Genomic DNA, 17610 nt, shown 5'->3' on the forward strand with positions numbered 1-17610 from the left:
CGCTTTCGTCCCTCCATGCTCTCCCACGAACGGCCCAGCCACGAACGGCCGAACGTCCCGGTCCCCGGGGCCGGAGGAGCCAAATCCCCGACCCCGGGGACCGCGCGTCACCGGACGGTCACCGGACGGTCACCGGCAGGGTCTCGTAGCCGCGCAGCACCAGGCGGTCGCGCCGGGTCGGGACGCCGCCCGGGGCGAGCCGGGGGAAGCGGTCGAGCAGGGCGGGCACCGCGACCTCGGCCTCCAGCCGGGCCAGCTGGGAGCCCAGGCAGAAGTGGGTGCCGCCGCCGAAGCTGAGCGGCTGGCTGTCGGTGCGGGTCGGGTCGAACACCTCGGGGCGCTCGTACCGGGCCGGGTCGTGGTTGGCCGAGCCGATCAGCAGGGTCACCGCGTGGCCGGGCGGGATCGGCAGGCCCTCGACACTCAGGCCCTCCTCCAGCGCGACCCGGCCGGTGGCCTGCACCGGGGAGTCGAAGCGCAGCACCTCGTCGGTGAACCCGGCCGGGGTGATCGCGCCGCTGCGCAGCCCGGCGGCCGCCTCGGGGTGGCGGAACAGCAGGGCCAGGCCGTTGCCGAGCAGATTGGTGGTGGTCTCGAAGCCGGCCACCAGCAGCAGCACCAAGTTGGCCAGCAGCTCCTCGGCGGAGAGCCGCTCGTCGTCCGCGGCGGCGATCCGGGCCAGGTCGGTGACCAGGTCGTCCTGCGGCCGGGCCAGTCGCTCGGCGGCCAGCTCGGTGAAGTAGCGGGCCAGCTCGTCGGCGGCCTCGTCGGCGGCGGCCAGCTCGTCCAGGTCCTGGATGATCTCCAGCGCGACGGTCAGGTCGGAGGCGAGGTCGCGGAAGCGGTAGCGGTCCTGCTCGGGGACGCCGAGCAGCTCGCAGATCACCCCGACCGGCAGCCGGAAGGCGAAGGCGTCCATGAAGTCCACCGGCGAGCCGTCGGCGCCCTGCTCGGCCATGCCGCCCAGCAGCCGGTCGACCGCCGCCTCCACGGCCGGGCGCAGCGCGGCGACCCGGCGGGCGGTGAACACCGAGGCGATCAGCGAGCGGACCCGGGGCTGGTCGGGGGCGTTGCGCTGGAGGATCGAGCGGCCGAACAGGGCCAGCGAGGAGTGCACGGCGTACTCGGGGGCCAGTCCGGCCATCATCTCGGCGGTCGCCACCCCGAAGGCGGGCGTGCGCAGCACCTTGTTGACCGCCGCGTAGCCGCTCACCACGAACATGCCGTCCCCGGCCGGGACCACCGGGCCCAGCTCGCGGGCCCTGGCGTACAGCGGGTACGGATCGGTCCTGACCTCCGTGGTCATCAGCTGTTCGATGATCGCCGCGCCGTCCATCCGGTGCTCCCCTCCCGAGATCACGCTTCCTGTCCGGTCAACCGCCGTCGGGCGCGGCGGAGTTCCCGTACCCACCGGAATCGCGCGGCGGGGCGGGGCGGGCCGATGCGCGCGGCGCGGCGGGGCGGGCGCGGACGGCTCGGTAGGGTGACCGGCATGGAGATCTGGATCAACCCGCGGTGCGGCAAGTGCCGGACCGCACTCGGCGAGCTGGACGGCGCCGGAGTCGAGTACACCGTGCGGCGCTACCTGGAGCAGCCGCCCACCGCGGCCGAGCTGGTACAGGTGCTGGAGCGTCTGGGCCTGGAGCCGTGGGACATCACCCGCACCGACGAGCAGGTCGCGAAGGACCTGGGGATGAAGGGCTGGCCCCGGGAGGCGGGTGAGCGCGACCGCTGGATCGCGGCGATGGCCGAGCACCCGATCCTGATCCAGCGCCCGATCATCACCGCGGACGACGGGCACGCCGTCGTGGCCCGCACCCCCGAGGCCCTCAAGTCCGTCCTGCCGTAGGGGCCTTGCGGCCGGATCGGCCGGTCAGTGGACCTGGATCCGCTCCACCGGCCGACCCGGGTGCCAGTTGTGCACGAGCAGGTGGTCGCCCTCCACGGAGGTGTGCACCACCTGGTCGAGCTCCAGCCGGAACGCGTGGAACGGGCCGGGCGGCGCCTCGGGCAGATCGGCGGCGAAGGCGGCGAGTTCGGTCTCGTCGGTGACCTCCACCGCCTTGCCGGAGACCTTGGAGTCCCCGCCGGCCATGGTCTCGTCCCCCGGGTGCGCGTGCAGTGCGAAGCGGGCGTCGCGCTGGAGGTCACGCGCCTTGACCGCGCCGTACATCGACCCGATCCACAGGTCGGCGCCGACGAATTCGACCTCCGTGCCGCTGACCCGGGGCGATCCGTCCTTGCGCAGCGTCGCCATGACGTGGTGCTTGTTCGCCTCGAACCGGGCCCGGACCAGGGGCGCCAGATCGGGGGCCTCGTGCTCGAAATCCTGCCAGGTAGCCATGGCGCCAGTCTGGCACCCGGCACCGACGGCCGCCGTGCGCGGACGACCGGACGGGCGGGGGCCGGGACCCGAAGGCGGGCGGGCAGGACAGCGGGCGGCACGCGACAGCACGCGGGACGCGACAGCGGGCGGCCGGGCGGGGCGGTCCTGCGGACCGGGGGCGCCGGGCCGCTGTCGGTGGCCGGTGCCACACTGGCCGGGTGACCACCACGACCACGTACATCGCCTTCCTGCGGGCCGTCAACGTCGGCGGCCGGACGGTGCGGATGGAGCGGCTGCGGGCGCTGTTCACCGAGCTCGGCCTGGGGAACGTCCGCTCCTACATCCAGAGCGGCAACGTCTTCTTCAGCACCGACGAGCCGGACCGCGCGGCGCTGACCGCGCGGATCGAGGAGCACCTGGAGCAGGCGCTCGGGTACCCGGTGCCGGCGCTGCTGCGGACGGTGGACGAGGTGGCCGGCCTGCTCGCCGCCGAGCCCTTCCGGGGCGTCGAGGTGACACCGGACGTCCGGCTGGTCGTCGCCTTCCTCTCCGAGCCGCTGCCGGGCGGATTCACCTTCCCGTACCGCTCGCCGAAGGGCGACGTCGAGGTGCTCGGCGCCGACCCGGGGGCCGCGTACGTGGTGATCCACCTCCGGGACGGCAAGTGGGTCACCAAGGACATGTTCGGCAAGGCCTACCGGGGCACGGTCACCTCCCGGTTCCTGCACACCACGGAGAAGATCCTGGCCGCCGCCCGCAAGGACTGACGGCCCGTACGGCGCCCCGGAACGGGCCGGGCGGCACGGCCGGAGCACCCCGCCCCGGGCGGCCCGGAACACGCGGAACCGCCCGGCCGGAAAGGGCGTCTGGACTGCCGTGACGTACGAACCCCGCGCCCGTGCACGGCGTGATCTGGACAGCCTGAGTCGGCCGCGCCGACAATTTGGCCATGACGACTCCTGAGCTCCCCACCGGCGCGGCCGGTCCGACCGGCGCGGTCCGACCCTCCGACGCCGAGCGGGACCAGGCGCTCGGGGTGCTGCGGGACGGCGCGGGCAGCGGGCGACTCTCGCACGACACCTTCCTCGGCCGGATGGACATCGTCCTGCAGGCCACCAGCCGCGGCGAGTTGGACGCGGCGGTGGCCGGGCTGCCCACCGGCGGGCCGGTCGAGCGCTTCGTGCTGCGCACGGTCGGGCGGGCGTCCGCCTTCGGCGACCGGCTTGGCCGGGCCTGGCGCACCGAGCGGCTGCCGGGGCTGAGCCTGCCGCAGGCCGGGGCCGGGCAGTTGACGATCGGCCGGATCCCCGGTTCGGGACTGCGGCTGCACGACGCCTCGGTGTCCCGGCACCACGCCGAACTGCGGCACGAGCAGGGCAGCTGGGTGCTGTACGACCTCGGCTCGACCAACGGCACCCATGTGAACGGGCGCCGGATAGCGGGCGGCGTACGGGTCGGCCCGGGCGACCAGGTGCGGTTCGGGAACCTGGAGTTCCGGCTCGCCGCGTTCTGACCGGCGTTCCGCGTCCGCGCCCGCGCTCCGGGTCAGTGCGGGAACTGCCGGGGCGGCCGCTGGCGGGGCAGCTCGTCCTGGAACTCGGCGATCACGGTGGCGATCTGGCGGGTCACCACGGTGTGCTCCAGCCGGTCCAGGTACCGGTTCTCGGCGGCCAGCGCCTCGACCGTGACGCCGAAGTAGAGCGTCATCAGCGGATTGACGAAGAGCTGCTCGTCCTTGGTCCGCTCGGTGAAGCGGACGTCGCCGAACTCGCCGCGCAGCGCCGCCGCCACCGATCCGTTGACGATGCTGGGGTGGTCCGGGAAGGCGGCCCTGGCGTGCTCGACGGCGTCCAGGTAGAGCACGCCCTCCCGGCTGTCGCGCGGGATGGAGAAGGCGCCGAGGTAGCCGCCGGCCCGGTCGATCGCGGCGAGGTTCTCCAGCACCAGGGAGTGGTTGACGCCGTGGTAGGCGTCGATGCCGAAGCCGAGGCAGGCGACCAGCCGCTCGGGCACCTCGGACAGGCCGGCCACCGCGCCCAGGCTCGCCATGTCCTCCTCCGGGGTGCCGAGTCCGACCTCGTCGCCGCGCATCAGGATGTCGGTGCCGCCGTCGACCAGCAGGATCGCGTCCACGCCCAGGCGGGCGACCAGCGCGCGGTAGGCCTCGCGCAGCGGCTGCACGCCCACCGTCGGGAAGGCCCACACGGTGTCGGGCATGCCGTGCCGGTTCAGCCAGCGGGCCAGGGTGCGCTCCGGGAAGTAGCCCTCGGGGGCGGCGGTGTCCGGCCCGATCCGGGCCACGTCGGGCTCCGCCCAGACGTCGAGGGGCAGGCCGTAGAGGTGGGTGAAGGAGAGGTTGGCCAGGTGCACCTCCTTGCCCGCGGCCCGCAGGGCGAGGGCGATCGGCAGCCCCGCGTACACGTCGAAGCCGCCGCCGGCTCCGGCGATCAGAATGCGCTCGGCGGCCAGCAGCCGGGTGATCAGCGGTGGTTGCAGCAGAGAAGTCACCGGCGGACGGTAGCAGGGCGGTGTCGGGACGGCGGCGCCGGAGGCCCGGGCGTCGCACCGCAGGCCCGGGCGTTGTCGGTGGCGGGTGCGAGGATGCGGGCATGACCGAGGAGACGGTTCCCACCCCCGACGTGCTGCGCGAAGCCCAGGAGCGGGCCCGCGAGTTGATCCGGTGCGGCTTCCAGGAGCCGGACGAGATGGCCGGGTCCCTGGTCGAGCACCTCGACGACCAGGGGCTGACGCAGGAGGAGGCGGAGCGGATCCTCGCCCCGCTGTGGACCGAGCGGCTGGCCGAGCAGGCGGCCTGGCCGGAGACCACCGACGTGGACCGGCTGGCGGACGCCTTCGACGCGCTGGAGGACCGGGGCATCGTCGCGGCGATGGACTTCACCTGCTGCGCGGGCTGCGGCTACGCGGAGATCGGCGGCGAGGCCGGGACGGACTCGGTCGGCTTCGTCTTCTTCCACCAGCAGGACACCGAGGCGGCGGCCGCCGGGCGGGGGCTGATGCTGCGCTACGGCGGGTTCCGCGCCGGGGAGGAGACGGCCGAGGTGTCGGAGCGCCGGACGGTGGAGGTCGGGCGGGCGGTGGTCGCCGCACTGGAGGCGGTCGGGCTTCCGGCGGAGTGGGACGGCTCGCCGCACACGGCGATCCGGGTCGCCCCGATGGAGTGGCTCAACCGCCTGCCGGGGTAGGCGCCGGGGAGCGCTTCGTCGTGGCGGGGCGCTTCGTCGTGGCGGGGCGGTCAGTCCCGCTCGATGTGCACTTCGGCGTAGTGGTCGTCCTTGTTCGTCTTGCGCAGGGTGATCCTGACGCCGCCGACGGAGGTCTCGGAGTCCTTGGTGGCGGTCTTCCTGTCGTCGCCGACGGTCACCTCGGCCGAGTTGTCGCCGATGTGGCCGACGGTCATCCTCATCGGGTTGTCGCCGCCGAAGACCTTGACGGTCTTGGTGCCGTCGGCCTTGTCGGTCTTGATGCCGACGGTGCACTTGTGGTCGTCCAGGCAGAGGGCCACGCCGCCCTCGCAGGCGGTCAGTCCGGCGCCGAGCACCAGGACGGCGCCGGCGACGAGGAATGCGGGGCCGCGTCGGAGGCGGGTCCCGGGGCGGGTGCGGTGCGGGCCGGGTGTGCTGCGCGCTGTGGTCATGCGGTCGACGGTAGTGCGGCGGGCACGGCCCGCCATCAGCCGTCGGCGTGACGCCTTCCCTGGTGCGGCCCGGAGCGGCCGGGGCGGCCCGACCCCGAGAGCGGTGGGTCGAATCCCCTAGGGGGAGTGGGGAGTTGAGCTCTTCCCCGCACTGGGGACCGGCTCGGCATATGCCACCGTCCCCTGCCTCCGGCTCATGCCACGCGCGTAGATCAAGGGCCCGCGAAGAGCCCCGGAGTCAGTCCGCGATGCGCCCCAGGCCGTCGAGGCCGAGACCGGCGCCGGCGGCCGGAGCGTCCGGCGGGCCCCACAGCGGCGAGGTGCAGCGCTGATAGGTCGCGTGCCAGTGCGGCCAGTTGCGGGCCACGTCGTCGTCGCACTCGGCCAGCAGCCGCTCGACCAGTTCGGGCTCCACGCCCTCCAGGAGCCAGGCCAGCGCGTCCGCCGTGCCGGGGCCGTCGGCCAGGCGCAGCAGATCCAGCAGCTCGCCCAGCCCGCCGAGCCGGGAGCCGTCGGCGATCACCCGCTCCATCCGGGGCAGCAACTGCCGCTCCTCGATCCGCAGGTGGGTCTCCAGCCGGGCCGCGAGGTCCTCCATCGCGTACGCGACCGGCCAGGCGCTGCCGGTGTCCCGGCTGGCGATCCGCACCAGCGTGGTGACCCGGGTGAAGGAGTGGTCCAGGTTGTGGTGGTCGTCCTCCAGCCAGTTGAGCAGCAGCCGCAGCTCGGGCGCGAAGCGGCGCACGATCGGCCACAGCCGGGTGTCCTGCTGCTCGTGGTGGCAGGTGAGCATCGCGGTGATGAAGTTCCAGTGCCGCAGCAGGGCCTCGCCCTTGTCGTCCTCGTCGGGCTGGAGCAGCCGCAGCGCGTTGGGCAGCCGGGCGAGGTCCCGGCGCAGCGCGGCGTGCACCAGGCGGAGCCCGGAGAACCGCAGGACGGCCGGCTCGTCGGCCGCGACCCGTCCGTACGTGTCCGCGCCCAGCGAGGCGGCTCCGGACTTGCCCTGCGCGGGCACGGTGGGGACGGGCTGGGGCACCAGGTGGATCGGCATGGCACTCTCTTCACGGCTTGGGGCACGGCGGGTGGTGGCGGCCGGTGGAGGACCGCCCCAGCCAAGGTGCTCGCAGTCGATCAGAAGCGAATCAATGTCCGATTGACGCGCAGGTCACGGGCCTGCGGACGGGCGGCGCGACCCGCTCGGAGCCGCCGGAAAGCAGGACCGCCGGCGTCGGGAGCGCGAACGCGTCCCGGCACCGGCGGTACGGGTGAGAGCAGTGCGGCAGTCCGAGCAGTGCGGCAGCAGCGCGGGCAGCACGGGCAGCACGGGCAGCCGAAGGGCAGGCCCTCAGTCGGCCGCCGGCCCCGCCAGGTGGGCGGAGAGCCACACCAGGGTGTCCGGGATCATCTTCTTGAAGTCCGAGGTCAGGTGCTTGCCGCCGGGCTGCTCGTGGTACTGGAGGCTCACCGGCGGGACCGCCTTGTCCACCCAGCTCTTGACCACCTTGGTCTCGTACGGGTTGGCGCCGCCCGCGGTGACCAGCATGCTCACGTCGGCCTTGCCCTGGGCGACCAGCACGTCCGGGTTGTTGGCGGCCCGCTCCGCGTCGTGGCCCTTCCACAGCCCCGAGTCCGGGATGAAGTAGCCGTCGATCGGCACCGCGGCCTTGTAGACCTGCGGGTACTGGAGGGCGAGCTTGGCGCTGCAGAAGCCGCCGGTGGAGGCGCCCATCACGCCCCAGCCGTCGCGGCCCTTCACGGTGCGGAAGTTGGCGCGGACGAAGTCCGGGAGGTCCTCGGCCATCCAGGTGGCCATCTTGGGCTGGCCCGGGATGTCGGAGCAGTCCAGCGCGTTCTTCTCGTCGCTGTTGAAGTTCTGCACCGGCATGATCATGATGAACGGGTGGGACTTGCCCTCCTTGACCAGCCGCTCGTTCTCCTCCTGGATCGGCAGCTGGTTGTCGGTCCAGGTGTTGTAGCCGTTGCTCTGGCCGCCCGCGAACAGGGTCAGCACCGGGAAGCCGGTCTTGGCGAACTTGGGGTCGTTGTACTCGGGCGGCAGCCAGACCCAGACCTGGCCGGTGACGCCGGACTTGGCGCCGGTCACCTTGGTCATCATGATCGGGCCGGCGCCGGTGTCCCGGACCTTGTTGAGGGCGGCGGCGGGCCCGGTGGGCATCAGCACCTTGCCGGAGGAGGCCGCGGTGGCGGTGCCGGTCGCGGCCGGGCTGGTGCCGCCGGCGCTCGGGCTGCCCGCCGAGCTGCTGCCGCCGGCCGGGGTGGCGCTCTTGGCGCTGTCCCCCTTCCCACCGCCGGAACTCCCGCAGGCCGCGAGCGAGGCGGCCAGGGCGAGCACGGCGGCGCCGGACAGGACGGCGCGGGAACGGGACGACTGCCTAAGCACGGTGAGGACTCTCCGACCGATGTCGCGCCCGGTCCGTCTGACCGGGCGGCGGCCCCCCGGTGGGGCCGGACAGACCGGGGGCACAGCGCTGGTGCGTCCCCCGGAGCGATGGCGCGCCGCCCCTCGCGGGGGTGCGCCTTCCTGCGATCTTATGACGTGGGCCCGGGTGGCCCGGTTGCGCGGTGGCCACCGGAAATCCAATGTTTGTTCGCGATCGGGTAAAGGCCTTCACCACTCCCCCCGGTCGGCGGGGGTCGGATGGCGGGGGTGGCCGCCGGGCTCCCGCCGAGCCGTCCGGATTTTGGTGGCTTTGACCAGTGACGGCGGGTCGCCGGTCCGCGACGATCTCCAGGGCACGCCCAGGGCCGACCGGGAACAGTCATCGAGGAGGGTGCCATGAACCAGCGGATCGCCGTCGTCACCGGAGCCGGGAGCGGCGTCGGCCGCGCCGTGGCGGTCGAACTGGCCGCGGACGGCTGGCGGACGGTGCTGGCCGGCCGGCGGCCCGGAGCGCTGCGGGAGACCGCCCGGCTCTGCGCCGCCCCGGCCGACGTGGTGCCGGCCGACGTCACCGACCCGGAGGCGGTGGACGCGCTGTTCGCCGCGGCCGCCGGGCGTCACGGCCGGGTGGACCTGCTGTTCAACAACGCCGGCGCCTTCGGCCCGGCCGTCCCGCTGGAGGAGCTGTCGGTCGAGGACTGGCGGGCCGTCGTCGACCTCAACCTGACCGGCGCCTTCCTCTGCGCCCGGGCCGCGTTCCGGCAGATGAAGGCGCAGGACCCGCAGGGCGGCCGGATCATCAACAACGGTTCGATCTCCGCGCACGTCCCGCGCCCGCACTCGATCGCCTACACCGCGACCAAGCACGCCGTCACCGGCCTGACCAAGTCGCTGTCGCTGGACGGCCGCCCGTACCGGATCGCCTGCGGGCAGATCGACATCGGCAACGCGGCGACCGACATGACGGCGGCGATGGGCGCGGGCGTGCGTCAGGCGGACGGCCGGATCGCCCCCGAGCCGACCATGGACGTGGCCGACGTGGCGCGCACCGTGCGGCACATGGCCGGGCTGCCGCTGGAGGCCAATGTGCAGTTCGCCACCGTGCTGGCGACGGCCATGCCGTACATCGGGCGGGGGTGACGGACGGCCGCGCCGCCCGCCTCCCGGCCGCCCTCGCGGGGGATCCCCGCCGGAGCGGGCCGACGGGGATCCGGGGCGGGCCTGGGCCCGCGGCTCACGGCCGCCAGGTGTCGTTCAGCGCGACGGTCCCGCCCGAGGGCACCGTCGCCGTCCGGTTGGCGCCGGACTCCCAGGTGACCGCGCCGCTCGCGTCCTTGCGGACGTACTTGTACTGGAAGGACGTGCCGGCCGGCAGCGACAGCGCCAGCGACCAGACCGGGTAGCCGGCCGAGGAGAGCGGCAGGGCCTTCGCCGGGTCCCAGGCGCCGAGCGCCGCCGCGTCGCCGACCACGTAGACGTTCTGCCCGACCGAGGTGGTCGCGTTGACGTTGAAGGAGGCGCCGGAGACGCTCGCGCCGGACTGGACGTACAGCGCGACCGCGTCGCCGGCGCCGACCGTCGCGGTGAACTGCCCGTTGGCGCCCACCTGGTACGTCGGGCCGGTGCAGCCGCCGCCGGACTGCGGGTCGCCGTGCTGGACGTCGCAGTAGGTGCCGGCCGGCAGCCCGGTCTGGAAGGTCCGGGTGATCGCGCCGCCCTCGTGGTTGATCGCGACGTAGCCCTTGTTGCCGCGTCCGAAGGCGATCGCGTTGCCGCCGTTGGACCACCAGTCGGTCACTCCGGTGCCCGCCACCGCGTTGCGGAAGCCGACCATGTTGGCTATCTGCCGCCAGGCGTGGGTGCAGTTCCAGCCGTCCTGGTAGCAGGCGTTGACGGTGCCGCCGTTCGGCGGGCCGTCGTCCTTGTTGGCGAAGGAGTAGCCGGAGTGGATGTCGGGGGCGCCGTACGGCGAGGCCAGCAGGAAGACGTTGGCCAGCGTGTAGGTGTTGCCGTAGGTGTAGTTGAGGGTGGAGCCGTTGCGCTCGGTGTCCCAGTTGTCGACGAAGGCGCGCGCCTGCCCGTTCGGCAGGTAGCCCCAGGAGGCGCCCCAGCCGCTGAGGTTGGCGAGCTTGTCGGTGGTGAACATCCGCTTGAGGTCCGTGCCGACCCGGAACTCGTCCACGTCGCCGGTGCCGGTGTACTCGGTGGGCTGGACCGGCTCGCCGGCGCCGTAGATGACCTCCTGGACCCAGTAGTCCGCGGGGTTGGCCATCCTGGCCTTGATCGCCGCGAGGTCGGCGGCGGCGATGTGCTTGGCGGCGTCGATCCGGTAGCCGTCGACGCCGAGCGAGGCGAGGTCGTCCAGGTAGTGCGCGATGGTGGTCTGGACGTACGCGCTGCCGGTGTTCAGGTCGGAGAGGTTCTCCAGCTCGCAGTTCTGGACGTTGCCGCGGTCCTGGTAGTTGGTGATCGGCTGGCGGCAGGTGTGGAAGTCCTGGTCCTGGTAGGTGCCGGGGTAGGTGTACTTGGTGTACGCGGTACCGCCGGTGCCGGTGCCGGAGCCCGCCGACATGTGGTTGACCACCGCGTCGGCGATCACCTTGACGCCGGCCGCGTGGCAGGCGGCGACCATGTTCTTGAAGGACGTGCGGTCGCCGAGCCGTCCGGCGATCTTGTAGCTGACCGGCTGGTAGGAGGTCCACCACTGCGCGCCCTGGATGTGCTCCTGCGGCGGGGAGACCTCGACGAAGCCGTAGCCCTTGGGGCCGAGGGTCGAGGTGCAGGCCTGGGCGACGGAGTCGAAGCGCCACTCGAAGAGGGTGGCGGTGACGTCCTTGCCCTTGTTGGCCGGCGGGGCGGCCTGGGCGGCGGGGGCGCCCAGGGAGGTGCCGAGCGAGAGCGCGAGCGCCGCCGAGGCGGCGAGCGCACCGGCCGCGCGGGCGGGCCTGGGGGTCCTCCCGGCCGAGGGCCGGGGCAGGGTGGGGGCGGTGGTGACCACGTCGTCTCCTGAGGGGGTGGCTGGGGTGGGGCAGCCGGAGGTGAAGCCTGCAGGAAGTTTCTGCAACTTGCCGGAAACTTGCAGCGCCGAACCTAGAGGCGCCCGCGAGGGCCGTCAAGACCTCGGCCGAAACCCCGGACGGCACGACAAGGGCCCGGCGGCCGTAGCCGCCGGGCCCCTCACCTGTCCTGGTTCACCGGCCCGTCAGGAGCCGGCCCGGGGTCAGCCGGTCTGGACGGAGGTGTCGTCGATCACGAAGCTGGTCTGGAGCGAGGCGTCCTCGGTCCCGGCGAACTTCACGGTGACCGTCTGGCCCGCGTAGGCCGACAGGTCGAAGGTGCGCTGCTGGTAGCCGGCCGCGGCGTCCACGTTGGAGTAGGTCTTCAGCGCGGTGCCGTTGACCGACACGGTCAGCTTGTCGTACGCGGTGCTGCCCGACTCGGCGGTGTCGATGTGCAGCCAGAAGCTCAGCGTCGCCTTGCAGCCCGACGGGATGCTCACCGTCTGCGACAGCGAGTCCGAGTGGGTCGAGCCGTAGCCGTTCATCCACGCCTTCCAGGAGCCGCCGTGGGCCGCCTGGGAGGAGCTGTTGTCCACCACGCCGCTGGACGCCGTCCACGGGGTGGCGGTGCCGGTCTCGAAGCCCGCGTTGCCCAGCAGCTGCGCCGGGGTGCAGCTGCCGCCACCGGTGGAGACGGTCCAGGTGAAGCTGGTGCTGCCGGTCTTGCCGGCCGAGTCCTTCGCCGTGACGGTCACGTTGTAGGTGCCCGCGGTGGAGGCGGTACCGGTGATCGCGCCGGAGGAGGAGATCGACAGGCCGGTGGGCAGGCCGGTCGCGGTGTAGGTCAGCGGGGCGGTGCCACCGGTGGCGCTGACCTGGAGGTTCACCGCACCGCCGACGGCGGTGGACTGGTTGCCCGGGTTGGTGACGGTGACGCCGCCGCTGGGCGCGGTGCCGACGTTGACGCCCGCCCAGGCGGTGCTGACCGCGGTCAGCTCGGCGCTGCCGGCGCCGTACAGGTCGGTGGCCGCCTTCTCCGTCGCGACGCGCGCCGCGGCGTAGTTGGTGCTGGAGGTCATGTAGGTGGTCAGCGCGCGGTACCAGACGGCCGCGGCCTTGTCCCGGCCGATGCCGGTGACCGTGATGTTGCCCTGGGTCGGCGAGTCGTAGCTGACGCCGTTGATGACCTTCGCGCCGCTGCCCTCGGACAGCAGGTAGAAGAAGTGGTTGGCGACGCCGGACGAGTAGTGGACGTCCTTGTTGCCGACGGTGGAGGACCAGTAGTCGGCCGAGGCACCGTCCTTGGACGGCTTGTCCATGTAGCGCAGCGGGGTGCCGTCGCCGTTGATGTTGATCAACTCACCGATCAGGTAATCGGGGTTGTCGGTGGGGATGTTGGCGGAGAACTCGACCATGGTGCCGAAGATGTCCGAGGTGGCCTCGTTGAGGCCGCCGGACTCGCCGGAGTAGGTCAGGTTGGCGGTGGCCGCGGTGACGCCGTGGCTCATCTCGTGGCCCGCGACGTCCAGCTCGGTGAGCGGCGCGGTGTTGTTGCTGCCGTCGCCGTACGTCATGCAGAAGCAGGAGTCGTCCCAGAACGCGTTCACGTAGTTGTTGCCGTAGTGGACGCGGCTGTAGGCGCCGACACCGTCGTTGCGGATGCCGTTGCGGCCGAAGGTGTTCTTGTAGTAGTCCCAGGTGGCCGCGACGCCGAAGTGGGCGTCGACCGCGGCGGACTCGCCGTTGTTGACGGTGCCGTCGCCCCAGGTGTCGGTCGCCTTGCTGTACAGCGTGCCGGTGCCCGAGGACCCGTGGTTCAGGTTGGTGGTGTACATCCCACCGCGGGTGGTGTCCTTCATCTGGAACGTCGAGCCCGACTGGGTCGTGCCGATGGTGACGTTGCCGACGAAGACGCCCTTGCCGGAGCCGGTCTCGATGCCGTCCCACTGCTGGATGACCTGGCCGCTGGTGGCGTCGGTGACGACGTGCATCTTGCTCGGGGTGCCGTCCGACTTGGTGGAGGAGACGACGGTCTCCCAGGCCAGCCGGGGGGTGTTGTCCCCGGCCCAGACCACCAGGCGCGGCGCGGTGTCGACCGCGGTGCCCGACTCGGCGGCGAGCGCGGCGCTCTGCGCGGCCGGCGCGGCCAGCTTCGGCGTGGTGCTCACACCGCTCAGCGAGGCGGTGCTGGCCCGGTCAACGCTCTTGGTCGCACCGGTGGGCGCCTGGTGCACCACCAGGTCCCCACCCAGGACGGGCAGTCCGTCGAGGGTGCGCTCGTACCGCAGGTGGCGGGTGCCGTCCGCGTCCTGGATGACGTCCCTGGTGACCAGCTTCTCGGTGCCGCTCAGGCCCAGGGTCTGGGCGAGGGAGGCGGTCTGCTGGTTCGCGGCGGAGATCAGCTGGGCGCGGCTCGCCTGCTGGGCCGCGACGGCGGCCGGCGCGTCCGGCGTGGCCGCCTGGGCAATCACCGGTATGCCGGTGACCAGCAGCGCGGTGGAGGCGGCCATGACAACCGCCGCCTTCCGGGCGTGAGCGTAACGGGACATGCGGACTCCTTTTCCGACCGGCGCTGGGTCGCGCACGGTGGAGAGAAACCTGGGCCGCGGTTGCGGCGCAGTGGGGGCCCCCGCCGGGTACGACGGGAGTGCGGATGCGTTGCTCACAACTCGTTTGCAGGGTCGGGACGCGCTGCACCTGAACTGGAACAGCTGCACCGGGGGGTGGGGCCCCCTCGTCTACAGCCGGGGGAATCGTGGCAGCTACCGAGCGGTTAATGACAGATGCATGCCACGGATTGGCCGATTCATTACCGAAACCGTATGCAGGACGGTTCGTCAGTTGTGTTACCCCGTGACGAACTCGTGAACACGGTTTTCATGCCCCGGACAAAGTTCGATCACTGCCGACGGTCGGTGACCAGCACTCAGGGCCGCTTCCCCCCGCGGAGAGCGGCCGCCAGCGCCCGGCGGACCCGGCACATCACAGTTCCGGCCGTGCCATCAACGGTTTTCGGCCATTGTGCGTCCGGAACGGAACCTTGCCGTCCCCGAACCGGAGCCGGGCCCCGCACCACCTGAACAGTGGTACGGAGCCCGGGAGTTGTCGCAGTGTACGAATCAGTGTTGGACGAACACCGCCACGGTTCGGCCCGGCACCGTGAAGGTGCCGGTCGCGGCCTCGAAGCCGGACCGCTGCACCACCCGGTCCGCCCCGCCCGCCTGGACGGGGTGCAGCGCCTGGCCGGTGCCCCGCAGGGCCGGCACGGTCTGCGCCTGCGCCGCGGGGGTGGCGTTGAAGACCACCGTGATGCCCTTCTCCGCCCCCGGCAGCCCGGTGCCGTCCAGGTGCAGGGTGATCACCCCGGGCGTCTCACCGGCGGTGCCGGAGAGCGGGTAGGAGAGCCGCTGCTGGACGGCGGCCAGGCTCGGCAGCGAGAACAGCGGCGAGGACCGCTTGATCCGCAGGAACTCCTGGTACTGCGCCGAGGCCGCCCGGATGTCGGCCGCGCCCACCGTCAGCCTCGGGTTCGCCAGCAGGGACCGCGCGGCCGTCCACTGCTCCTGGTTGTCCTTCGCCATCGGCAGGCCGCGGCCCCAGCCGTTGCCGTCCGCGGCGTCCCAGTGGATCGCGTTGAACCAGTCCCCCGAGTCGTAGGAGTTGGAGTCGAGCGACTTGGAGCGCAGCAGGTCGCTGCCGGCCTGGGCGAAGCCCGCGCCCTGGGTGAGCGTGGTCAGCGAGAGCGCGAGCGCCTGCATCCGGGCCCGGTCGGCGGGCGCGGTGCCGGTCGGCAGCTTGTACGCGAGGGCGTCGAAGAGGTCGGTGTTGTCGTGGGCGTCCACGTACTCCACCGCCTCGCCGGGCTTCGCCGCGTACCCGGTCGGGGCGCCGTTGTAGTCGACCTGGGCGCCGGTGACGGGCTTTCCGGAGCTGTCGGTGAAGGAGTAGCCGGCCAGGTTGCCGGTCAGTCCGACCTTCAGCTGGTCCATCCCGTGCAGCAGCCGGGCCTTCTGCTCCTCCGGGGTGCCGTTCGCGGCCGAGCCGTTCGGGTCGGTGTACAGGCCCGAGGCGAAGCCCTGCTGCGGGGCGGAGTTCAGCATGAAGTTGCCGCCGCGGGCGGCGTCCCGGATCCGGTCGTCGAAGGTGGCGATGCCGGTGCCGGCCATGTTGGCCTGGGTGGCCTGCTCGAACCGGGCGTTGTCGGCGACCGCGCCGAAGTTCCAGCCCTCGCCGTACAGGAAGACGTTCTTCCCGTCCACGCCGTCCGAGTCCGGCGTCATCCTCCGCAGCGCGGACTGCACGTCCAGCATGGTGGACTTCGGGTCCAGGCCCATCAGGTCGAAGCGGAAGCCGTCCACCTTGTACTCGCGCGCCCACAGCGTCACCGAGTCGACCACCAGCCGGTTCATCATGGCGTGCTCGGGCGCGGTGTCGGCGCAGCAGCTGTCCGTCGTCACCCTGCCGTCGGCGTCGAGCCGCTGGTAGTAGCCGGGGACCACCTTGTCCAGCACCGAGTGCTCGGCCTGGCCCGCGGCCGCGGTGTGGTTGTAGACCACGTCGAGCACCACCCGCAGCCCGGCCGCGTGCATCGCCTGCACCATCTGCCGGAACTGCACGGTGCGCGCCGTCCCCCCGGGGTCGGTGGCGTAGGAGCCCTCCGGCACGTTGTAGTGCAGCGGGTCGTAACCCCAGTTGTACGCGTCGTCGGCGGCGACGGCCGCCACGCACTCCTGCTGCTTCGGGCCGTCCGGGGGAAGGGACTTGAGGTCGCAGGCCGGCAGCTTCTGGTCGGCCCGGTTCTCCCGGACGGTGGCGATGTCGAAGGTCGGCAGCAGGTGGATCGTGGTCACCCCGGCATCGGCGAGCTCCCGCAGGTGCCGCATGCCGGCCGAGTTCGACTCGGTGAACGCCAGGTAGGTGCCGCGCTCGGCGGCCGGGACGGTGGGGTCCTCCACCGAGAAGTCCCGGACGTGCAGCTCCTGGATCTGCTGCTGCGCGGGCGGGACGGCCTGCGGGCGGGCGTGGTCGTCCCAGCCCGCGGGCTTGAGCTCCTTGGCGTCGAGGTCGGCGACCAGGCTGCGCCGGGAGTCGGTGGACAGCGCCACCGAGTACGGGTCGGTGACGGTGTTGACCACCAGCTGCTGGGTCGAGGGCGCCCAGACCTTCACCTGGTACAGGTAGTACTTGCCGTCCAACTCGCGCTTGTCACGGACGACTTCCCACACCCCGGTCTCGTCGTCGAGCTTCAGCGGCAGCGTCTTCGGGGTGCCCCCGGTGGCGCTGTCGAAGACCTGGACGGAGACCTCCTGCGCGGTCGGCGCCCACAGCGACAGCGCCACCTTGCCGTTGTAGTGGGCCGGCCCGAAGTCCACCTTGCCGGTCCGCCCGGCGTACAGGTCGTCCAGCACGCCCGGGATCTGCACCCCGGTGGCGGCCAGGACGGCGCCGCTGGGCAGGTGTTCGGTGAACAGCAGCTGGCCGCGCAGCGCGGCCGGGACGCGGGCGGCGTCCCGGGCGTCCACGGTGAAGGCCCGGTAGCCCGCCAGGTGCGGGTACTTCGCCTTCTGGGCTTCGGTCGGCCCGCCCTTGACCGGGGTGAGCCGCAGCCACTGGCCGGGCTTGGTCAGCACGCCCTTGTCGGCCTTGATGCCGCCGGCCGGGTCGTACACCAGCTGGGCGCTGGTGCCGCCGGCCAGGGCCTCGTCGCCCGCGCCGTAGGTCGCCGGGACGACGACGGTCCTCGCGTCGATCCACTGGGCCTTGGCCCCGGTGAGGTCGATCTGCGCGGAGGCGGCCGGGTTCTGCGGCAGCAGGTAGCCCTCGCGGCCGCCGAGGATCCAGACCTCCTTGCCGTTGACGGCGAGGTCCAGCGACTGGTCGGCGGGCAGGTCCTTGTCGTTGCCCTTGTGCAGGATGTAGCTGAGGCTGGTCGCCCCGGGGGCCAGCGGCACCTCGAAGACGGCGCCGAAGGCGTCGCGGCGCACCGGCGCCAGCGGCTTGCCCCAGTCGGTCGGGGTGGCCGCGCCGGTCCAGTCGTGCAGTCCCCAGCCTTCGTAGTCGCCGTCGGCCCGGTTGTAGTGGATGACGGCGGTGTTCGCGGGCTGGGTGTTGCCCGGGCCGGGGTCGGGGGGGGGGGCCGCCCGGGGGCCCCCCCCTCCCCCCCCCCCCCCCCCCCCTCCCCCCCCCCCGCACCCGCTTTCCTCTCCCCCCCCCCCCCCCCCCCCCCCCC

The 17610-nt window shown here is 72.7% G+C and carries 13 protein-coding genes and 1 pseudogene; 5 read left to right on the forward strand and 9 right to left on the reverse strand.

Translation table 11 applies throughout. The annotated features are described in order from the left end of the window. Positions 1–118 precede the first annotated feature (118 nt). On the reverse strand, positions 119–1360 hold the full coding sequence (locus tag ACFVGO_RS20970) for a cytochrome P450 (RefSeq protein ID WP_380633319.1): 1242 nt from the start codon (positions 1358–1360) through the stop codon (positions 119–121). 132 nt (positions 1361–1492) lie between these two features. Between ACFVGO_RS20970 and ACFVGO_RS20975 the strand changes: the two genes are divergently transcribed. Further along, entirely contained in the window at positions 1493–1849 is a 357-nt protein-coding gene (locus ACFVGO_RS20975) for an arsenate reductase family protein (RefSeq protein ID WP_380352397.1), read from the forward strand. A gap of 24 nt (positions 1850–1873) precedes the next feature. Here the strand turns inward: ACFVGO_RS20975 and ACFVGO_RS20980 are convergent, their stop codons facing one another. Then, positions 1874–2344, reverse strand: coding sequence for a pyridoxamine 5'-phosphate oxidase family protein (locus ACFVGO_RS20980; RefSeq protein WP_380633322.1), 471 nt, complete (start codon positions 2342–2344; stop codon positions 1874–1876). A 200-nt stretch (positions 2345–2544) separates the two neighbouring features. Here ACFVGO_RS20980 and ACFVGO_RS20985 point away from each other — a divergent pair, with 200 nt between their 5' ends. Both ACFVGO_RS20985 and ACFVGO_RS20990 read left to right on the forward strand, forming a co-directional pair. After that, complete coding sequence (locus tag ACFVGO_RS20985) at positions 2545–3093, forward strand: DUF1697 domain-containing protein (protein ID WP_359896969.1); 549 nt, start codon at positions 2545–2547, stop codon at positions 3091–3093. Positions 3094–3275: 182 nt separating this feature from the next. Next, the gene (locus ACFVGO_RS20990; protein WP_359896967.1) at positions 3276–3839 is read left to right on the forward strand and encodes a DUF1707 and FHA domain-containing protein; all 564 of its coding nucleotides are present in this window, start codon (positions 3276–3278) and stop codon (positions 3837–3839) included. Positions 3840–3871: 32 nt separating this feature from the next. On the opposite strand, the gene ACFVGO_RS20995 is transcribed toward ACFVGO_RS20990, so the two are convergent. Continuing rightward, positions 3872–4834, reverse strand: a complete 963-nt coding sequence (locus ACFVGO_RS20995; protein ID WP_359896965.1) for a DUF1152 domain-containing protein — start codon at positions 4832–4834, stop codon at positions 3872–3874. A 101-nt stretch (positions 4835–4935) separates the two neighbouring features. On the opposite strand from ACFVGO_RS20995, the gene ACFVGO_RS21000 reads away from it, so the two are divergent. After that, positions 4936–5529 carry a DUF6891 domain-containing protein gene (locus tag ACFVGO_RS21000; RefSeq protein ID WP_380633325.1) on the forward strand — a complete coding sequence of 198 codons (594 nt, stop codon included), beginning with the start codon at positions 4936–4938 and terminating at the stop codon, positions 5527–5529. Between the two features lie 50 nt (positions 5530–5579). Here the strand turns inward: ACFVGO_RS21000 and ACFVGO_RS21005 are convergent, their stop codons facing one another. The 3 genes from ACFVGO_RS21005 to ACFVGO_RS21015 all read right to left on the reverse strand — a co-directional run bounded on the left by ACFVGO_RS21005 (position 5580) and on the right by ACFVGO_RS21015 (position 8382). Continuing rightward, on the reverse strand, positions 5580–5981 hold the full coding sequence (locus ACFVGO_RS21005; RefSeq protein WP_359896962.1) for a hypothetical protein: 402 nt from the start codon (positions 5979–5981) through the stop codon (positions 5580–5582). A gap of 238 nt (positions 5982–6219) precedes the next feature. Then, positions 6220–7032: a hemerythrin domain-containing protein gene (locus ACFVGO_RS21010; RefSeq protein ID WP_380633327.1), complete on the reverse strand. Its 813-nt coding sequence runs from the start codon at positions 7030–7032 to the stop codon at positions 6220–6222. 294 nt (positions 7033–7326) lie between these two features. After that, the gene (locus tag ACFVGO_RS21015; protein WP_380352389.1) at positions 7327–8382 is read right to left on the reverse strand and encodes an alpha/beta hydrolase; all 1056 of its coding nucleotides are present in this window, start codon (positions 8380–8382) and stop codon (positions 7327–7329) included. Positions 8383–8778: 396 nt separating this feature from the next. Here ACFVGO_RS21015 and ACFVGO_RS21020 point away from each other — a divergent pair, with 396 nt between their 5' ends. Next, entirely contained in the window at positions 8779–9522 is a 744-nt protein-coding gene (locus ACFVGO_RS21020; RefSeq protein WP_380352387.1) for an SDR family oxidoreductase, read from the forward strand. Positions 9523–9616: 94 nt separating this feature from the next. Here ACFVGO_RS21020 and ACFVGO_RS21025 read toward each other — a convergent pair whose 3' ends face one another. From ACFVGO_RS21025 to pulA, 3 genes and pseudogenes are all read right to left on the reverse strand, one after another. Then, positions 9617–11380, reverse strand: a complete 1764-nt coding sequence (locus tag ACFVGO_RS21025) for a carbohydrate-binding module family 20 domain-containing protein (protein ID WP_380633329.1) — start codon at positions 11378–11380, stop codon at positions 9617–9619. Between the two features lie 222 nt (positions 11381–11602). After that, positions 11603–13930 carry a M4 family metallopeptidase gene (locus tag ACFVGO_RS21030; protein WP_359896955.1) on the reverse strand — a complete coding sequence of 776 codons (2328 nt, stop codon included), beginning with the start codon at positions 13928–13930 and terminating at the stop codon, positions 11603–11605. Positions 13931–14500: 570 nt separating this feature from the next. Next, positions 14501–17488 (reverse strand): annotated as a pseudogene (pulA, locus tag ACFVGO_RS21035) (pullulanase-type alpha-1,6-glucosidase); the annotation flags it as partial. Between the last annotated feature and the right edge of the window lie 122 nt (positions 17489–17610).

The sequence above is a fragment of the Kitasatospora sp. NPDC057738 genome (assembly GCF_042798815.1).
Taxonomy (GTDB): domain Bacteria; phylum Actinomycetota; class Actinomycetes; order Streptomycetales; family Streptomycetaceae; genus Kitasatospora; species Kitasatospora lactacystinica.

Excerpts from the sequence above, each read along its gene's own strand:
- ACFVGO_RS20975 (WP_380352397.1), top strand. The coding sequence starts at position 1,493 with ATGGAGATCTGGATCAACCCGCGGTGCGGCAAGTGCCGGACCGCACTC.
- ACFVGO_RS20980 (WP_380633322.1), bottom strand. The coding sequence starts at position 2,344 with ATGGCTACCTGGCAGGATTTCGAGCACGAGGCCCCCGATCTGGCGCCC.
- ACFVGO_RS20990 (WP_359896967.1), top strand. The coding sequence starts at position 3,276 with ATGACGACTCCTGAGCTCCCCACCGGCGCGGCCGGTCCGACCGGCGCG.
- ACFVGO_RS21000 (WP_380633325.1), top strand. The coding sequence starts at position 4,936 with ATGACCGAGGAGACGGTTCCCACCCCCGACGTGCTGCGCGAAGCCCAG.
- ACFVGO_RS21005 (WP_359896962.1), bottom strand. The coding sequence starts at position 5,981 with ATGACCACAGCGCGCAGCACACCCGGCCCGCACCGCACCCGCCCCGGG.
- ACFVGO_RS21010 (WP_380633327.1), bottom strand. The coding sequence starts at position 7,032 with ATGCCGATCCACCTGGTGCCCCAGCCCGTCCCCACCGTGCCCGCGCAG.
- ACFVGO_RS21020 (WP_380352387.1), top strand. The coding sequence starts at position 8,779 with ATGAACCAGCGGATCGCCGTCGTCACCGGAGCCGGGAGCGGCGTCGGC.
- ACFVGO_RS21030 (WP_359896955.1), bottom strand. The coding sequence starts at position 13,930 with ATGTCCCGTTACGCTCACGCCCGGAAGGCGGCGGTTGTCATGGCCGCC.